Source organism: Streptomyces sp. 8N706, assembly GCF_052245415.1.
Lineage (GTDB): Bacteria > Actinomycetota > Actinomycetes > Streptomycetales > Streptomycetaceae > Streptomyces.
The window spans coordinates 1-13,513 of the sequence record NZ_JBQQBW010000151.1; the positions used below are offsets into that span (position 1 = coordinate 1).

Consider the following 13,513-nt stretch of genomic DNA (forward strand, 5'->3'; position numbering starts at 1 on the left):
GAGCGTGCAGCGCGGCACGGTGGGAACGCAAGTCCAGGACCCCGGACGTGCCGTCCAGCCGGTGCCTCGCCTCCGCTGCCGCCAGTCGCAGCAGGTCGGGCAGGAGATCCTGACAGCGGGCCACCACCCACCGAGTACCGCGGGTGGCCATCCACCAGGCCTCGGCCCATACCCCGGGACCGACGGCGTCCGGTTCGGTGGGCGGCGGCGGTCCGTCGGCGAGACCGGACCGCGCCAGCAAGGCGTGGAACTCCCGCGCGAGGATGCGGTGCCCGAGTTCGCTCGGATGCAGCCGGTCGACGCTCCAGGCGGCACGGTCGGCGACCCACGGCCGGTCGGCGGCGTGCAGATGCAGCGCGTCGTGGCGAGTGGAGAGTGCGTGCACCACGGTGTTGACGGCCTGCATACGGCGTGCGAGGGGACGGGCCAGAAGGGCGGGCAGTCCGAGCATCCGCCCGGGGTCCGGCAGACAGGCGGTGAGCACCGTGGTGCCGTCCTCCCGGAAGGAGCGCAGGACGGTGTCCAGATGCCCGGCGAACCGCCCGATGTCGAACGTGTCGCGCAGGGTGTCGTTGACCCCGACCACCACCGACGCCACCTGGGGGCGGTGCTCGCGGGCCAGCGGGAGCTGACGCTCCGCCACATCCACGCCGAGGGCGCCGCTGCAGGCCGTGTTGAGCAGCTCCGAGCCCTCAGCGGAGAGACCGGTGGCCAGCAGCGCGGCCCAGCCGCGCCACCCGCCGGGCACGGGATCTCCGACCCCTTCGGTCAGCGAGTCACCGAGCGCGGCGTAGCGGACGGGCTGCCGCGGGGGCCCCGGGACGGCGGGAGCCCCTCCGGGCTCCGCGACCCGCGCGACGCCGGAAACCCCGTCGGGCTCCGGCTCCGGGCGCGCGGGACCGCCCCCGCCCTCCAGTGGCGGGGCGGCCGACGGTCGCGTCGGCGGGACGGTCGGACGTCGTCTCTGCGGGCCGGTCGCCGGTCGCTTCATACGACGGCTCCCCCGGCCCGTATCGGCCCGTCCGCTCGCCGCACGGCGGTGCGCACCTCCGCGCCATGGGCCGCGAGGAACGCCTCGACCGCGGCGGCCCAGCCGAAGCCCTCGGCCCGTGACCGGGCGGCCGCACGGCGGACCGATTCCGGCCGGGCGAGGAGGCGTTGTACGGCGTCGGCGAAGGCGGGTCCCTCACCCGGCGCGACGGCACCGCCCGTACCGACGATCGCCGGGAGCGCGGAGGCGGCATTCGCCACCACCGGCGTCCCGCAGGCCAGTGCTTCCAGGGCGGCGAGCCCGAAGGTCTCCACCGGGCCGGGGGCCAGACACACATCCGCCGTGGCCTGGAGCGCCGCCACCTCCTCACGGTCCCCGACGTGCCCGAGGAAGGTCACCGGCAGCCGCTCGGCACGTGCGCGTTCGGCCAGCCGGCCCCGCAGTGGTCCGTGCCCCGCGACGACCAGCACGGCCCGTACCCCGCGCTCGCGCAGGACGGCCAGCGCGTCGAGCGCCGTGCCCGCCCCCTTCTCGACCGACAGCCGTGAGCACAGGACGAGCAGCGTCTCCCCGGGACCCGCGTAGCGGGCACGCAGGCCGGCGCTGCGGTGGCCGGGCCGCCGACGGTCGAGATCGACACCGAGGGGAGCGCGTACGACATTGCGCGCCCCGATCCTGACGAACTCCCGCTCCGCCCAGGCCGTGGTGCAGACGATCCGTGAATAGGACCGTGCGGTACGCCGGTTGAGCCGGTCCGCCGCCTTCCGTGCCGCGGCGTCCGGGACGCCCCAGGTGCCCAGTACCCCGTCCACGGACTCATGGGAGACCATCACGGCAGGGATCCGGGCGCGGCGCGCCCACTCCCCCGTCCAGCGCAGAGTGGTGCGGTCCGAGACCTCCAGCCGGTCCGGCGCGAGGGCCTCCAGCAGCCGGGCCGTCCGGCGGCGGTCGGTCAGCACGCGGTAGCCCCCTGTTCCGGGGAGGAGCCTCCCGGGCAGGGTGATCACCCGCCCCTGCTCGGTGAGTTCGTCGCTCTCCCGCTCGCCGGGGACGACGAGGACCGGTTCATGGCCGGCCGCCCGGTAGCCCGCCCCGAGTTCGTACAGGGCGGTCCGCAGTCCGCCGGAGGCGGGGGTGACGAAGTTGGCGAGCCGGACGATCCGCAGCGGCCCCTCCCGGGTCATGGGGCTGGTCATGCCGCCACCGCCGTCCGTGCGGCGAGCACGTCGGCGTAGTGGCCGAGGAGTTGGTCGCCGACCGCCTCCCAGGTCCTTCCCTCCACGGTCTCCCGCCCGGCTCTGCCGTACTCCGTGCGGCGCCGCGGGTCGGCCACCAGCGAGGCCACGGCGTCGCGTACGGCACCGGCGTCCCGGGGCGGGACGAGCAGACCCGTGCGCCCGTGGTCGACCAGGTCGAGCGGACCGCCCGCGGCGGGTGCGACCACCGGTACGCCGCTGGCCATGGCCTCCTGCACGGTCTGGCAGAAGGTCTCGTACGGCCCGGTGTGCACGAAAACGTCCAGCGACGCGAAGACGCGCGCGAGGTCGTCACCGGTGCGGCGGCCCAGGAAGTGGGCACCCGGCAGGGCTGTACGGAGCCCCGGCGCACTGGGGCCGTCGCCGACGACGACCAGCCGTACGCCCGGGAGGCCCGCCACCCCCGCCAGCAGGTCGAGGTGCTTCTCGGGCGCCAGCCGCCCGATATAGCCGACGAGCAGCTCGCCATCGGGGGCCTGCGAGTGGCGCAGCTCCGGGTCGCGCAGCTCCGGGCGGAAACGCTCGGTGTCCACACCCCGCGGCCAGAGCCGTACCCGGGGCACTCCGTGCTCCTCGAGATCGCGGACAGCGGCGGAGGAGGGGGCGAGCGTGCGGTCCGCGGCGGTGTGGACGGTGCGGAGCCGCCGCCAGGCGGCGTTCTCGCCCGCGCCGACGTACGTGCGGGCGTAGCCGCCGAGGTCGGTCTGGTAGACGGCGACGGCGGGTATGCCGAGGCGGGCGGCGGCGGCCATACCGCGTACGCCGAGGATGAACGGGCTGGCGAGGTGGACGACATCGGCACGGTGAGCGGCCAGCGACGCGGCGACCCGCCGGCTGGGGAGCGCCACCCGTACCTGGGGATAGCCGGGCAGGGGCAGCGAGGGCGCCCGCACGACGGGGCACGGGTCGAGGGAGAGGCCATCGGCTCCGGCCGGGACCTCATTTGGCCCGGCCGGAGCGATCACCAGGGGGTCGTGGCCGCGCCGGACGAGGTGCCGGGCGGTTTGCAGGGCGCAGTGGGCCACGCCGTTGACATCGGGCGGGAAGGACTCGGTGACGATGACGACACGCATAGGGGTGTTGTCGACGTCCGGGGCGTGTCCCCGGCCACGTGGATCTTTCCGGCCGTGAAACGTCCCATGAGCGTTTGGCCCCCGCGGCGGGCCGCTGTCGTCAAACGGCGGGCATATCGGGCCCGATCCGGCTGCGGACGGCCGTCTGGACCTCCGCCTCCTCGGCCGGGTCGGCGGCGAGCCGGCGCAGCTGCTCGACGACGCGGGTGTCACCGATCGCGGCGTGCCGGGCCGCCAGCTCGCGGGTCGTCTCCTCGCAGTCCCACAGGCATTCGACGGCGAAACCGGCGGCGAACGAGGGATCGGTGGCGGCCAGCGCGCGGGCCGCACGCCCGCGCAGCTGCGAGGAGGAGGTCTCTCGGTAGATATGGCGCAGTACGGGGGCTGCACAGCTGATCGACAGTCGGCCCGTGCCGTCGACGAGCGACCAGAGCTCGGCGGCGTCGGCGCCCTCGGTCCGTACGGTTCTGCGCAGCGCCGCCAGGACGAGTTCGGAGTCCTGGCGGCCGCCTCTGCAAGCGAGCATTGCGGCGGCGGCCCGGCCCACGGCGTCGGTACGCTGCGCCCAGCCGCGGGCTCGTTCCAGCGCGGCCATACTGCGCATGCGTTCGAAGGAGGCGATGGCGACCTCTGCGACGACGGCCGACGGGCCGGCGGCGGCAGCCTCCAGCAGGCCGAGGACCTCGGGGTCCTGCTGTTCCGCGAGGTAGCGCAGGGCGGTGCAGCGGGCGCCGTCCGGCCCCCGGAGAGCGGCTTCGACGATCTCCGGGCGGTCCTCGGGCGAGGCCACAGCCGTCATACAGCGGGCGGCGGCGGTATGGCGCGGCTGGGAGGGATGCTGGTCCAGGCCTTCCTGGGCCCAGTCGAGGACCTCACGGACGCTCCAGCCCGGCCGGGGTCCGCTCGGCCTGAGCTGGCGCTTCCAGCGGTCGAAGCAGCCTTGTTCCTGCGCGGCCCGCACCCTGGCGGCCGTGGCGGGATCGTCCGCGCTGTCGGCCCACAGCCGCCACGGCCGGGGCTCGAAGGCATCCCGGACGGCCGCGGCGAGTTCGGCCTCGCCCTGCGGAGTGCGGGGGAATCTGGCGACGATGGCGCCGCCGAGAGCCCGCAGCGGCGCGTCGGCGTCACGGAGGGCGAGCTCGTCGAGCGCCCAGGCCCAGTTGCCGCCGGCGACGGCATAGCGGCGGAGCAGCCGCAGGGCGTCCTCGCGGCCGTAACTCGCGAGGTGGCCGAGGACGGCCAGGGCGAGCCCGGTGCGCTCCTCCGCCGTGTCCACCAGGTCGTGAGGGTGGAAGAGGTGGTGTTCGATCTCGTCGAGTCCGCCGTCGAGCTCGAGGTGGAGCCGGGCGTAGTACAGCGAGCGGTTCTCGATCTGCCAGTCGTGCCGGGGGTCGTGCAGCACACAGTGGTGCAGCGCGGCGAGCGCCTCGGCCCGCGGCGCCGCGAGAGCGTGCAGGGTCCCGTCGCCGCGGCCTCTCTGCAGGAGGCCGAGCAGGGTGCCGCTGGGCGCTATGTCTGGATCGAACATGAGGTCAGCATCCGGTGCGGTGGGTTCGCTGGCAACGGGATTTCCGCCGACCGGCATTCTTGCCGGTGACCACCGGGTCTACGCCTGGTGAACGGCGTGGGTTCCCGTGTGTCCCGAGCGCCGCAGCCTACCCGGACCGGATCATTCCGCCGAGTCGGGGCCCGGAGCAGGTGGAAACCTCCCCTCAGGGCCCCCGGCATGTGCCGGAAGCACCACCGGATCGGGTGTTGCCAAATCCCTTACGGGCCGTCGCTCCCTGTGCAACAGTCGTAACCGGCCCCTTCCGTCAAAGCTGGCCGCGCTTGTATCGGAGTACGTGATGCCGTCCCACACGTTTGCGGACCGTTCCGCCGCCCAGCCGCCCGAGCGCGGTACGGTCGACGCCCTCATCTCACAGACCCGCCGCTTACGGGGCGGCGTCGACGCGGTACGGCGCGATGCCGTACCGGATGAGGACGATCCTCAGCTCCGCTGGCAGCGTGCGCTCTGCGATCTCGCCGTCCATCACCTCGACGACCTGGGACAACACCTCGATCAGCTGCGCGAGGGACTGCCTCCCGACCCCGCTCAGGACGACTACGTCCCGGCGGGCTCCGTACCGGGCGACGCCGTGCCGGACAGCACCGAGACCGCGACACTGCCCGGTGTACCGCCCCAGGCCGAGCGCGGCTCGCTGCTCAGCCGGGTCGGCAGCGCCGAGTGGAATCTGCTCACGGACGAGGTGGACTGGTCGGACGAACTGTTCCGGATCTTCGGCCGCTCCCCCGAGGACGGCCCTCTCTCCCTGGACGAGCTGCCCTCGTGGCTCTTCTCCGAGGACCAGGGTCTGCTGACCGCGATGGTCACCGACTGCCTGGTCGACGGCAAGCCGATCGACGGGGAGTTCCGCATCGTGCGCGTCGACGGATGCGTGCGCACGCTGCACATGATGGGCGAGCCGGTGCTCGACGCCGACGGCTGCACGGCATCCATGTGGGCCGTGCTCCGGGACGTCAGCGAGCTGCGCCGCAGCCAGCGGGCGGTGCGTGAGACCCGTGACTCGCTGCAGCGCCGGCGGCACGTGGCGCAGACCGAGCGCCGGCTTGCGGTCGAGCTGCAGGAAGCCGTGCTCCCCCCCTGGCGCGGCTCCCTGCGGTTCCCGCAGGGCGGTCCGGCCGCCCTCGATCTGGCGGCCCACTATCTGCCCTCCGGCTCCGGCGCCCTCATCGGCGGCGACTGGTACGACGCCCTGCATCTGCCCGACGGACGGACCCTGCTCAGCGTCGGCGATCTCACCGGGCACGGCGTGACCGCCACGTCCGGTATGGCCATGCTGCTCGGCGCGTTGCGCGGTATGGCGGTCGCCGGAGTGGAGCCCGGACCGCTGATGGGCTGGCTCAACCAGCTGCTCGACACCTCCGCCCAACCCGCTCTGGGCAGCGCCCTGTGCTGCCGATACGACCCCCGCACCGGCTCGTTGGCCTGGTCGCAGGCAGGGCACCCCGCCCCGCTGCTGTTCCGCAACGGGACGGGGCGTGTCCTGCCCTCCCCTGACGGGGTGCTGCTCGGCGCGACCTCCGGGGCCGTGTACGGCCAGGCCGAGGAGCAGTTGGTCCCCGGCGACCTGCTCGTACTGCACACCAGCGATCTTGCCCGGAGCAGCCCCGTACCGACCGCCCACGACCACAGCTCCACCACGGCCCAGCGGATGCTGGATCTCGCGCCCCGGCTGTCGGCGGCCCGCGGCGCGCAGGAGTGCGTACGGATCGTGGTCGAGGAGTTCGGCGACGCGGAGCGCGAGGACGACGCATGCGTACTGATCGCCCGTGTGAGCCCCCAGTGCCGCGTCAGCCCATGATCACCCCGCTCGCCGCCCTGACACGATCTTCCCCCAGCTACCGCTGGGAGGGGCCCCAGCCGCGTTGCCCGATCGACCGCATAGGCCTTCCCCTGGGGCCCCGGAGGCCGATCCAGCGCGTTGCAACTGACCGCACGAGGTCACCCGCTACAGGGCAAACCTGGACTGACGCGGCACGAGCAGGGCTGTCGAGCCGAGCCGGACTGCGATGACCGCTGAACTGCACAGCGCCTGAGCCGAACAGCGCTTCCGGACTCCACTCCGGCAGTTCGTCGAGAGGTCGTTGGGAGGTCGTTGGGACGCAAGGAAGGGGCTTCCACCGCACACCCGGTAGGTGCCCCCTCACACGGCGGTGTTCTTGCCCTTGCCAGGGTTCTTCGGCAGCGCGTGCTGGATCTCCGCACGAAGATCCTCGATCGTGCCGTAACCGGCGTACTGCCCGGTCAGCCGGTACATCTCTCGCAGTCGGTCCCAGGTGCGGTGCGAGGAGGTCTCCCCTATCGACACCAGCGCGAGCCTGGCGTACCGGTCGGCCTGCTCCGGGTCGTCGGCGATGAAGCAGGCCGAAGCGAGCGAGATGTAGTCGAAGATCTGCGAGCGCTGACGGCCGTTCTCCCGCAGCCGCAGCGCCTCCTTGGCGTGCCGCTGCGCCATGGCCGCGGCCGACGGGTCGTGCTCCGCGAACGTACGGAACGCGAGCGCCTGCATACCGTGGAGATCCGCCTCGTCGAACATCTGCATCCAACTCGGCGGAGGCACATCGCCCTTGTCGGAGACAAAGAGCTCCTCGGCCTCGCCCAGGGTGCGTCGCATGGCCTGGCCGCGCCCCATCGACGCCTGCGCCCAGGCCTCGATGGTGTGCAGCATGGCGCGGGTACGGGGCAAGGTCTCCTCCCCCGAACCCGACTTGGCCAGCTTCATCAGGTCCAGAGCGTCATCCGGCCTGCCGAGGTGCACCATCTGCCGGGCGGCCCGGGAGAGGGCTTCGCCGGCCCGCGGCCGGTCGCCGCCCTCCCGGGCCGCGTGCGCCGCGATGACGAAGTACTTCTGGGCGGTGGGCTCCAGGCCCACGTCGTGGGACATCCAGCCGGCGAGGACGGCGAGGTTGGCCGCCACGCCCCACAGCCGGCGCTGAAGGTGGTCGGGGTGCCGGTAGGCGAGCATGCCGCCCACTTCGTTCAGCTGGCCCACCACCGCCTTGCGTTGCAGCCCGCCACCGCGGGCCGCGTCCCAGGCGCGGAAGACCTCGACCGAGCGCTCGAGCGCCTCGATCTCCTGCGACCCCACGGGGGCCGCCTCGTAGCGGTCGAAGGTGGCGGGATCGGCGGCAGCGTGGGCGCCGAAGCGAAAGTCCTCGGGTGTGGGGGCAGGATCGGTGTGCAGCCAGTCGTGCATGGCGCCGGTGAGTGCTGAGCCTGCGGCGAGCGCGGCGCCCGCACCCACCAAGCCGCGTCGGTTGAGCATGAGGTCCATTCCCGTGAATTCGGTGAGGACCGCGGCAGTCCGTTCGGGTGCCCAGGGCAGTCCTTCGGCGGACTGCCGTTTCCCTGCGCGCCCTTGTCGGTCGAACCCGAGGTCCTCGATGGTCACGACACGACCGAGTCGCTCGGTGAACAGGGACGCCAGTACCTTCGGCACGGGATCGCGCGGCACCTCGCCGGTGTCGATCCAACGCCGCACCCGCGAGGTGTCGGTGGCCAGCTGCGGGTGGCCCATGGCCGCCGCATGCCGGTTCACCAGCCTTGCGAGCTCCCCCTTGGACCAGCCGGCGAGGCCGAACAGATCCGCGAGTCGGGTGTTGGGTTCCTTGGTCACGTCAAGCCCCCAGGTTCCTCGGCTGAGTTGACAGTAACGGCCCGTCATGGGCCCGGGGACTATTCGCCAGGGTTCGCCAGGGTGCGCCAGATGGTGTGCCACCCGTAGTCGGGTGTCCTGTAGGAACGCGCCTCCCCGGCCTGGCGGACGGACTGCATTCCCCAGGGTGCGGGCCGTCCTCCGGGGCCGGGAGCGCGGCACCTCGTCGGCACACGAAGGGATCTGTAACGCCCATGTACGCAGCATCGTCCTCCGTGTCCGCCCCGCCCCGCCCGTACCGCCCGCAGCAGACAGGCAGCGGGCCGTATCTCGACCCGGCCCACGCCGCGACGGTCGGCGGCGGTCGGCCACGGCGGACACCCGGGCTGGGCCCCCAACCGCTCAGCGGGAGAATCGACTTGTCCGGCCCCCAGGGAGCACAGCTGCGCACCGTGATCGCGGCGGTGCACCGGATCTGCCCGGAGTTCAATCCGGTGCAGGTGCTCCGGCGCAGCGGCCGCTCCGTACTGCTCGTCGGCACGACCGGCCGCAGTACCGCCGTCGCCAAGTGTTTACTCGACCACTCCCCCGCCTGGGCGGAACGGTTCCGGCAGGAAATAGCTGCTTACCGCGCGTTCGTCCGGCATCGCCCGCCCGTGCGGGTGCCCCGGTTGATCGCCGCGGACCCCGACAACTGCACGCTGGTGATCGAGCGGATGCCGGGGCGGGTCGCGTCCCTGCGGCGGCATCCGGCCGAGGCCCCGCCGCGTGCCGATGTGCGGGCAGCGCTGGGGGCGATCTGCCGGGTCAACCTCTGGCGGCCGCCTGCCGGGATGTTCGACGCCCCGGTCGACTACGCGAGCAGGATGGCGCGCTATCACGAGCTGGGGCTGCTCACCGACCGGGACATGGGCGATCTGCAGAAGCTGCTGCACGGGCTGGCGCACGGCGCCGGCAAGCCCGGCCAGTTGCAGTTCTGCCATGGCGACGCGCAGCTGTCCAATGTGCTGCTCTCCCCCGCGGGTGCCGTGCTGGTCGACTGGGAGCACGCCGGCTGGTATCTGCCGGGCTACGACCTGGCGACCCTGTGGTCGGTGCTCGGTGACGCCCCGGTCGCGCGCCGCCGGATCAGCCAGCTCGCCCAGGCCGCCGGCCCGGCGGCGCGGGATGCCTTCCTGGTGAATCTGATGCTTGTTCTGACGCGGGAGATCCGCACCTACGAGACAGCCGTGCAGCGGACGATGCACGACCCCGCTCCGGCCGTGCCGGTGCCCGGATCGACGGGCGAGGAACAGCGACTCCTCCTCCGCCGGTTGCACGACGACTGTGCGATGGCGCGCCGTGCCGTACGGGCGGCGGTCGGCACGCGCTGACGGAGTAGAGCTTGCGCTGCGGCGCGCCCGGCTTCCGGGCGCGCCGCTTCCTGCTGTCCGGCCGCGCTTCCTGCTGTCCGAGGCGCTTCCCACTCTCCGGCCGCGCTCTCGCTGTATCGGAGTGGTTTCTGTCGGCCGGGCTTCTGTTGTTCGCTGTGGATGCCGTTGTCCGGCCACCGCGGGTTGCCTCGTCCGGGCTGGAGGGCTCTCGTTCGGAGCAGTCCCTCCGCTCCGCCGTCCGATCGAATTTCGGCCTCGCCTTCCCTTCTCATTGGTCCACTCCACTGACGCGTCGCAGGCCGGAGCGTTGCCTCTCCACATTCCTCGGAACCATCGATGACGTGCGAAATTCCTCGCGCGCGGCATGATTGACGGATCGTCTGACAAGCGATAGCTGTAGTCGGGTTCAAGCCACACTCCACGTCTGCGCATCACCTTGGCACGGCCCGGCCCGAGGAGGCTGTATGCGAGGTTCCGCTCGCGAAGGCGACAGAAGCGTTCGTCGGCGCATGACACGGGCGGCGGCCGCCACGGCGACTGCCGCCCTGCTTTTCCCCCTGGTGTCGGCCGCCACGGCCGCCACGGCCGCCCGCCCCGACAGCGGCGCCCTCCAGCGGGCCTTCGCCGATGCCGCGCAACAGTACCGGGTGCCCCAGAGCGTGCTGCTCGGTGTCTCGTATCTGCAGTCCCGCTGGGACGGGCACCGGGGGGCGCCGAGTGTCTCCGGTGGCTACGGTCCGATGCATCTGACGGACGCACGTACGGCCCTCGCCTCGGCACCCCATCACAGTGAGGGCGCCGAGGACCCACGGGGGGACGACTCCCGCCCCGTCAGGACGTTGCCCGAGGAGCTGCCCGAACCCTCCCGGCTGCCGGCCCGGCTGCGTACTCTGGGGCGCGCCGCCGAGCTGACCGGGCTCGACGCGCGCACCCTGCGCGAGGACCCGGTGGCGAACATCCACGGCGGCGCCGCCCTGCTCGCCGCCGCTCAGAGGAACCTCGGCCTGCCGTTGAGCAAGGACCCGGGCCAGTGGTACGGGGCCGTGGCGCGCTACTCCGGTGCCGATGACCGGGCCACCGCGTCCGCGTATGCCCATGATGTCTTCGAGGTGATCCGCGACGGTGAGCGCCGCACCACCGACAGCGGACAGCGGGTGGTGCTGCCCGCCTCCCCTGACGTGGCCGAGAACACCGCGCAGACCCGGCGGCTGAGCCTGCGAGCCGCCGACGCGGGCGAGGCGGAGTGCCCGCAGGAGGTGGCGTGCGAGTGGATCCCCGCCCCGTACGAGGAATTCGGGGAGGGCGATCAGAAGGACTACGGCAACCACGACAAGGCCGACCGCCCCGGCTCGCAGAGGATCGACTACATCATCGTCCACGACACCGAGGGGCCGTGGGGCACGACGATCGATCTCATCAAGGACCCGACCTACGTCTCCTGGCAGTACACCCTGCGCTCCTCCGACGGGCACATCGCCCAGCACGTGCCGCTCAAGGACGTCGCCTGGCACGCGGGGAACTGGTACGTGAACTCCAGGTCCGTCGGCCTGGAGCACGAGGGGTTCCTCACCGCGCCCGACGCCTGGTACACGGAGGCGATGTACCGCACCTCCGCGCGACTGGTGCGGTACTTGGCGAAGAAGTACGACATCCCGCTGAACCGCCAGCACATCCTGGGCCATGAGAACGTCCCGGGTCCGACCACGATGACCATCCCCGGCATGCACACCGACCCCGGCCCGTACTGGGACTGGGCGCACTACTTCCAGCTGCTGGGGGCCCCGTTCCAGTCGACGGCGAGCGCAGCCGGCGGGCTGGTGACCATCCTGCCGGAGTACGCCCGGAACAAGCCGGTCTACACCGGGTGCCAGAAGGACCCCGGCGAGGCCTGCCCACCGCACGGCTCCGGCGCCGTACGGCTGCACACCGAGCCGAGCGCGGACGCACCCCTGGTGAGGGACATCGGGCTGCGGCCGGACGGCTCCGATTCCACGACGGGAGTCAACGACCATGGCGCGCGGGCCACAACCGGCCAGCAGTACGCGGTCGCGGAGCGCCAGAGCGAATGGACAGCGATCTGGTACCTCGGTCAGAAGGCGTGGTTCCACAACCCGCGCACCCAGCCGACGGCCGTGAACGCCAAGGGCCTGGTCGCCACCCCGAAGGGGGACGCGAAGGACATCGCGGTGTACGGGCGGGCCTACCCGGAGAAGGCCGCCTATCCGGAGGGCATCCCCGTCCAGCCGCTGTCACCGCTGCCGTACAAGCTCCGGGCGGGCCAGGAGTACGCCGTGGGCACGAAGAGCACGGGCGAGTACTACTACGCGCCCACGTTCGACACCAAAGGTCACCGTGTGATCCGCGGGAAGCAGGAGTACTACCAGATCCAGTTCGGGCACCGGGTCGCCTTTGTGAAGGCCGGCGACGTGACCGTACGCCAGTCGGGGTAAGGCGCGCTCCGGGCCGCCGCCCCGGCCACCGGCCGGGCGGCGGTCCGGCGTCCCGTCGGACCGCTCACGGGTCAGCCCTGCTGGAACATCTCCGCGGGCAGCGGCTTGAGCAGCTGGTAGAGGTCGTCGGTGATGGGACGGTCCCAGCTGGCGATGGTGACGAGCACGCCGTCGCTGCGGTCGAACTGAGCGCAGGAGATCCGGCTCTCGGAGAGCTTGACGCGCCGCACGATGAGGAGATTGTCCTCGTGCATCACTGGCGTGTCCTCGGTCTCCACGACATGCACCGGTTCGTCGTTGCCGAGCGCGGCGAGCAGCTGCGCCACCTCGAACGGTGCCTGGTCCTCACCGAGTTCCCGGGCGGGCGAGCCCGCGGGGAGGTTCCCGATGATCATTGCCGGACCACGTCCGCCGAACAGGTCGTAGCGGAGAAAGACCCCCTGGCAGCTGCCGTCCGGTGCGGGCAGCAGACCCGCGCCGAGATTGCCCGGCCAGTCACTCGGGTCCATCGCGAGGACATCGAAGTCCGGCCCGGTGGGCGAGGCTGCGCTGCGGCGGCGGAGGAACGACATGCGGACATGGTACGTGCCCGGAGGCCGTGAACGTTCGGCACGGTGGGCCGGCCGGGAGCGCGCGGGCGCCTGCCGCGCGTGGCCGTGCCCGGATGACACCTCGGCACGCCGGGCCGTCTCGAGCGCGTTCCCGCGAGGCCGGGCAACGCGCCCGCTCCGGGGCGGGCGGACCCCTCGCGGCAGACCTCAGAGGGAGTGCTGCGCCAGGGCGTCCAGCAGCTCGACCGCCTGGGTGACCCGCTCATGCGGGACGAACAGATGGTCGTGGTGGAAGCCCGCCACCACATTGCAGCTGATCCCCGCTCGGGCCAGCTCTGTCGCGACCGCCGCGGTCAGCCCCACCGCGTCCAGCGCCGAGTGCACCCGCAGAGTGATCCATCCGGCGACGTACTCGTAGGGCAACCCCGCCGCGTCGGCCTCCTCCTGCCGTGCGACCAGGGTCAGCCCCTCGTCCTCGAGGACGGTCACCACCGGCCTGACCCCCGCCGGGGGCTCCTCCCGCACGGTCGCGAAGACGTACCGGCCGGGGTTGAGGCGGGGCCGCATACCCCTGAGCAGCGTCGCCAGATCTCGCTCGCCTGTCATGGACGCACCCTAATGGCGCCGTGCGGCCGTCGGCGCGACAACGCTGGTGGAGGG

At 72.5% G+C, this 13,513-nt stretch carries 10 protein-coding genes; 3 read left to right on the forward strand and 7 right to left on the reverse strand.

Translation table 11 applies throughout. The features are described 5' to 3' along the window. The 4 genes from ACTWQE_RS31420 to ACTWQE_RS31435 form a co-directional block, all read right to left on the reverse strand. On the reverse strand, positions 1-991 hold a 991-nt coding region (locus tag ACTWQE_RS31420; protein ID WP_443332487.1), incomplete at its 3' end, for an SGNH/GDSL hydrolase family protein. Further along, on the reverse strand, positions 988-2,187 hold the full coding sequence (locus ACTWQE_RS31425) for a glycosyltransferase (protein ID WP_443332488.1): 1,200 nt from the start codon (positions 2,185-2,187) through the stop codon (positions 988-990). The genes ACTWQE_RS31425 and ACTWQE_RS31420, both read right to left, overlap by 4 nt. Next, positions 2,184-3,320: a glycosyltransferase family 4 protein gene (locus ACTWQE_RS31430; protein ID WP_443332489.1), complete on the reverse strand. Its 1,137-nt coding sequence runs from the start codon at positions 3,318-3,320 to the stop codon at positions 2,184-2,186. The genes ACTWQE_RS31425 and ACTWQE_RS31430 overlap by 4 nt, the downstream gene beginning before the upstream one ends. A gap of 100 nt (positions 3,321-3,420) precedes the next feature. Further along, positions 3,421-4,848, reverse strand: a complete 1,428-nt coding sequence (locus tag ACTWQE_RS31435) for a HEAT repeat domain-containing protein (protein ID WP_443332490.1) — start codon at positions 4,846-4,848, stop codon at positions 3,421-3,423. A gap of 319 nt (positions 4,849-5,167) precedes the next feature. Between ACTWQE_RS31435 and ACTWQE_RS31440 the strand changes: the two genes are divergently transcribed. Further along, the gene (locus tag ACTWQE_RS31440; protein WP_443332491.1) at positions 5,168-6,685 is read left to right on the forward strand and encodes a PP2C family protein-serine/threonine phosphatase; all 1,518 of its coding nucleotides are present in this window, start codon (positions 5,168-5,170) and stop codon (positions 6,683-6,685) included. A 342-nt stretch (positions 6,686-7,027) separates the two neighbouring features. Here ACTWQE_RS31440 and ACTWQE_RS31445 read toward each other — a convergent pair whose 3' ends face one another. Then, positions 7,028-8,500 (reverse strand): DNA-binding protein NsdB, encoded by a 1,473-nt coding sequence (locus ACTWQE_RS31445; RefSeq protein WP_443332492.1) that lies wholly within the window; start codon positions 8,498-8,500, stop codon positions 7,028-7,030. A 233-nt stretch (positions 8,501-8,733) separates the two neighbouring features. Between ACTWQE_RS31445 and ACTWQE_RS31450 the strand changes: the two genes are divergently transcribed. Continuing rightward, on the forward strand, positions 8,734-9,852 hold the full coding sequence (locus ACTWQE_RS31450; protein ID WP_443332493.1) for an aminoglycoside phosphotransferase family protein: 1,119 nt from the start codon (positions 8,734-8,736) through the stop codon (positions 9,850-9,852). A 464-nt stretch (positions 9,853-10,316) separates the two neighbouring features. Further along, positions 10,317-12,302 (forward strand): N-acetylmuramoyl-L-alanine amidase, encoded by a 1,986-nt coding sequence (locus ACTWQE_RS31455; protein WP_443332494.1) that lies wholly within the window; start codon positions 10,317-10,319, stop codon positions 12,300-12,302. A 71-nt stretch (positions 12,303-12,373) separates the two neighbouring features. On the opposite strand, the gene ACTWQE_RS31460 is transcribed toward ACTWQE_RS31455, so the two are convergent. Then, positions 12,374-12,874 (reverse strand): hypothetical protein, encoded by a 501-nt coding sequence (locus ACTWQE_RS31460; protein WP_443332495.1) that lies wholly within the window; start codon positions 12,872-12,874, stop codon positions 12,374-12,376. Positions 12,875-13,060: 186 nt separating this feature from the next. Next, positions 13,061-13,459, reverse strand: a complete 399-nt coding sequence (locus ACTWQE_RS31465) for an ACT domain-containing protein (protein WP_443332496.1) — start codon at positions 13,457-13,459, stop codon at positions 13,061-13,063. Between the last annotated feature and the right edge of the window lie 54 nt (positions 13,460-13,513).

Bases quoted from the DNA above. Each gene is read 5' to 3' on its own strand.
- ACTWQE_RS31425 (WP_443332488.1), bottom strand. From the start codon at position 2,187: ATGACCAGCCCCATGACCCGGGAGGGGCCGCTGCGGATCGTCCGGCTC.
- ACTWQE_RS31430 (WP_443332489.1), bottom strand. From the start codon at position 3,320: ATGCGTGTCGTCATCGTCACCGAGTCCTTCCCGCCCGATGTCAACGGC.
- ACTWQE_RS31435 (WP_443332490.1), bottom strand. From the start codon at position 4,848: ATGTTCGATCCAGACATAGCGCCCAGCGGCACCCTGCTCGGCCTCCTG.
- ACTWQE_RS31440 (WP_443332491.1), top strand. From the start codon at position 5,168: ATGCCGTCCCACACGTTTGCGGACCGTTCCGCCGCCCAGCCGCCCGAG.
- ACTWQE_RS31450 (WP_443332493.1), top strand. From the start codon at position 8,734: ATGTACGCAGCATCGTCCTCCGTGTCCGCCCCGCCCCGCCCGTACCGC.
- ACTWQE_RS31455 (WP_443332494.1), top strand. From the start codon at position 10,317: ATGCGAGGTTCCGCTCGCGAAGGCGACAGAAGCGTTCGTCGGCGCATG.
- ACTWQE_RS31460 (WP_443332495.1), bottom strand. From the start codon at position 12,874: ATGTCGTTCCTCCGCCGCCGCAGCGCAGCCTCGCCCACCGGGCCGGAC.
- ACTWQE_RS31465 (WP_443332496.1), bottom strand. From the start codon at position 13,459: ATGACAGGCGAGCGAGATCTGGCGACGCTGCTCAGGGGTATGCGGCCC.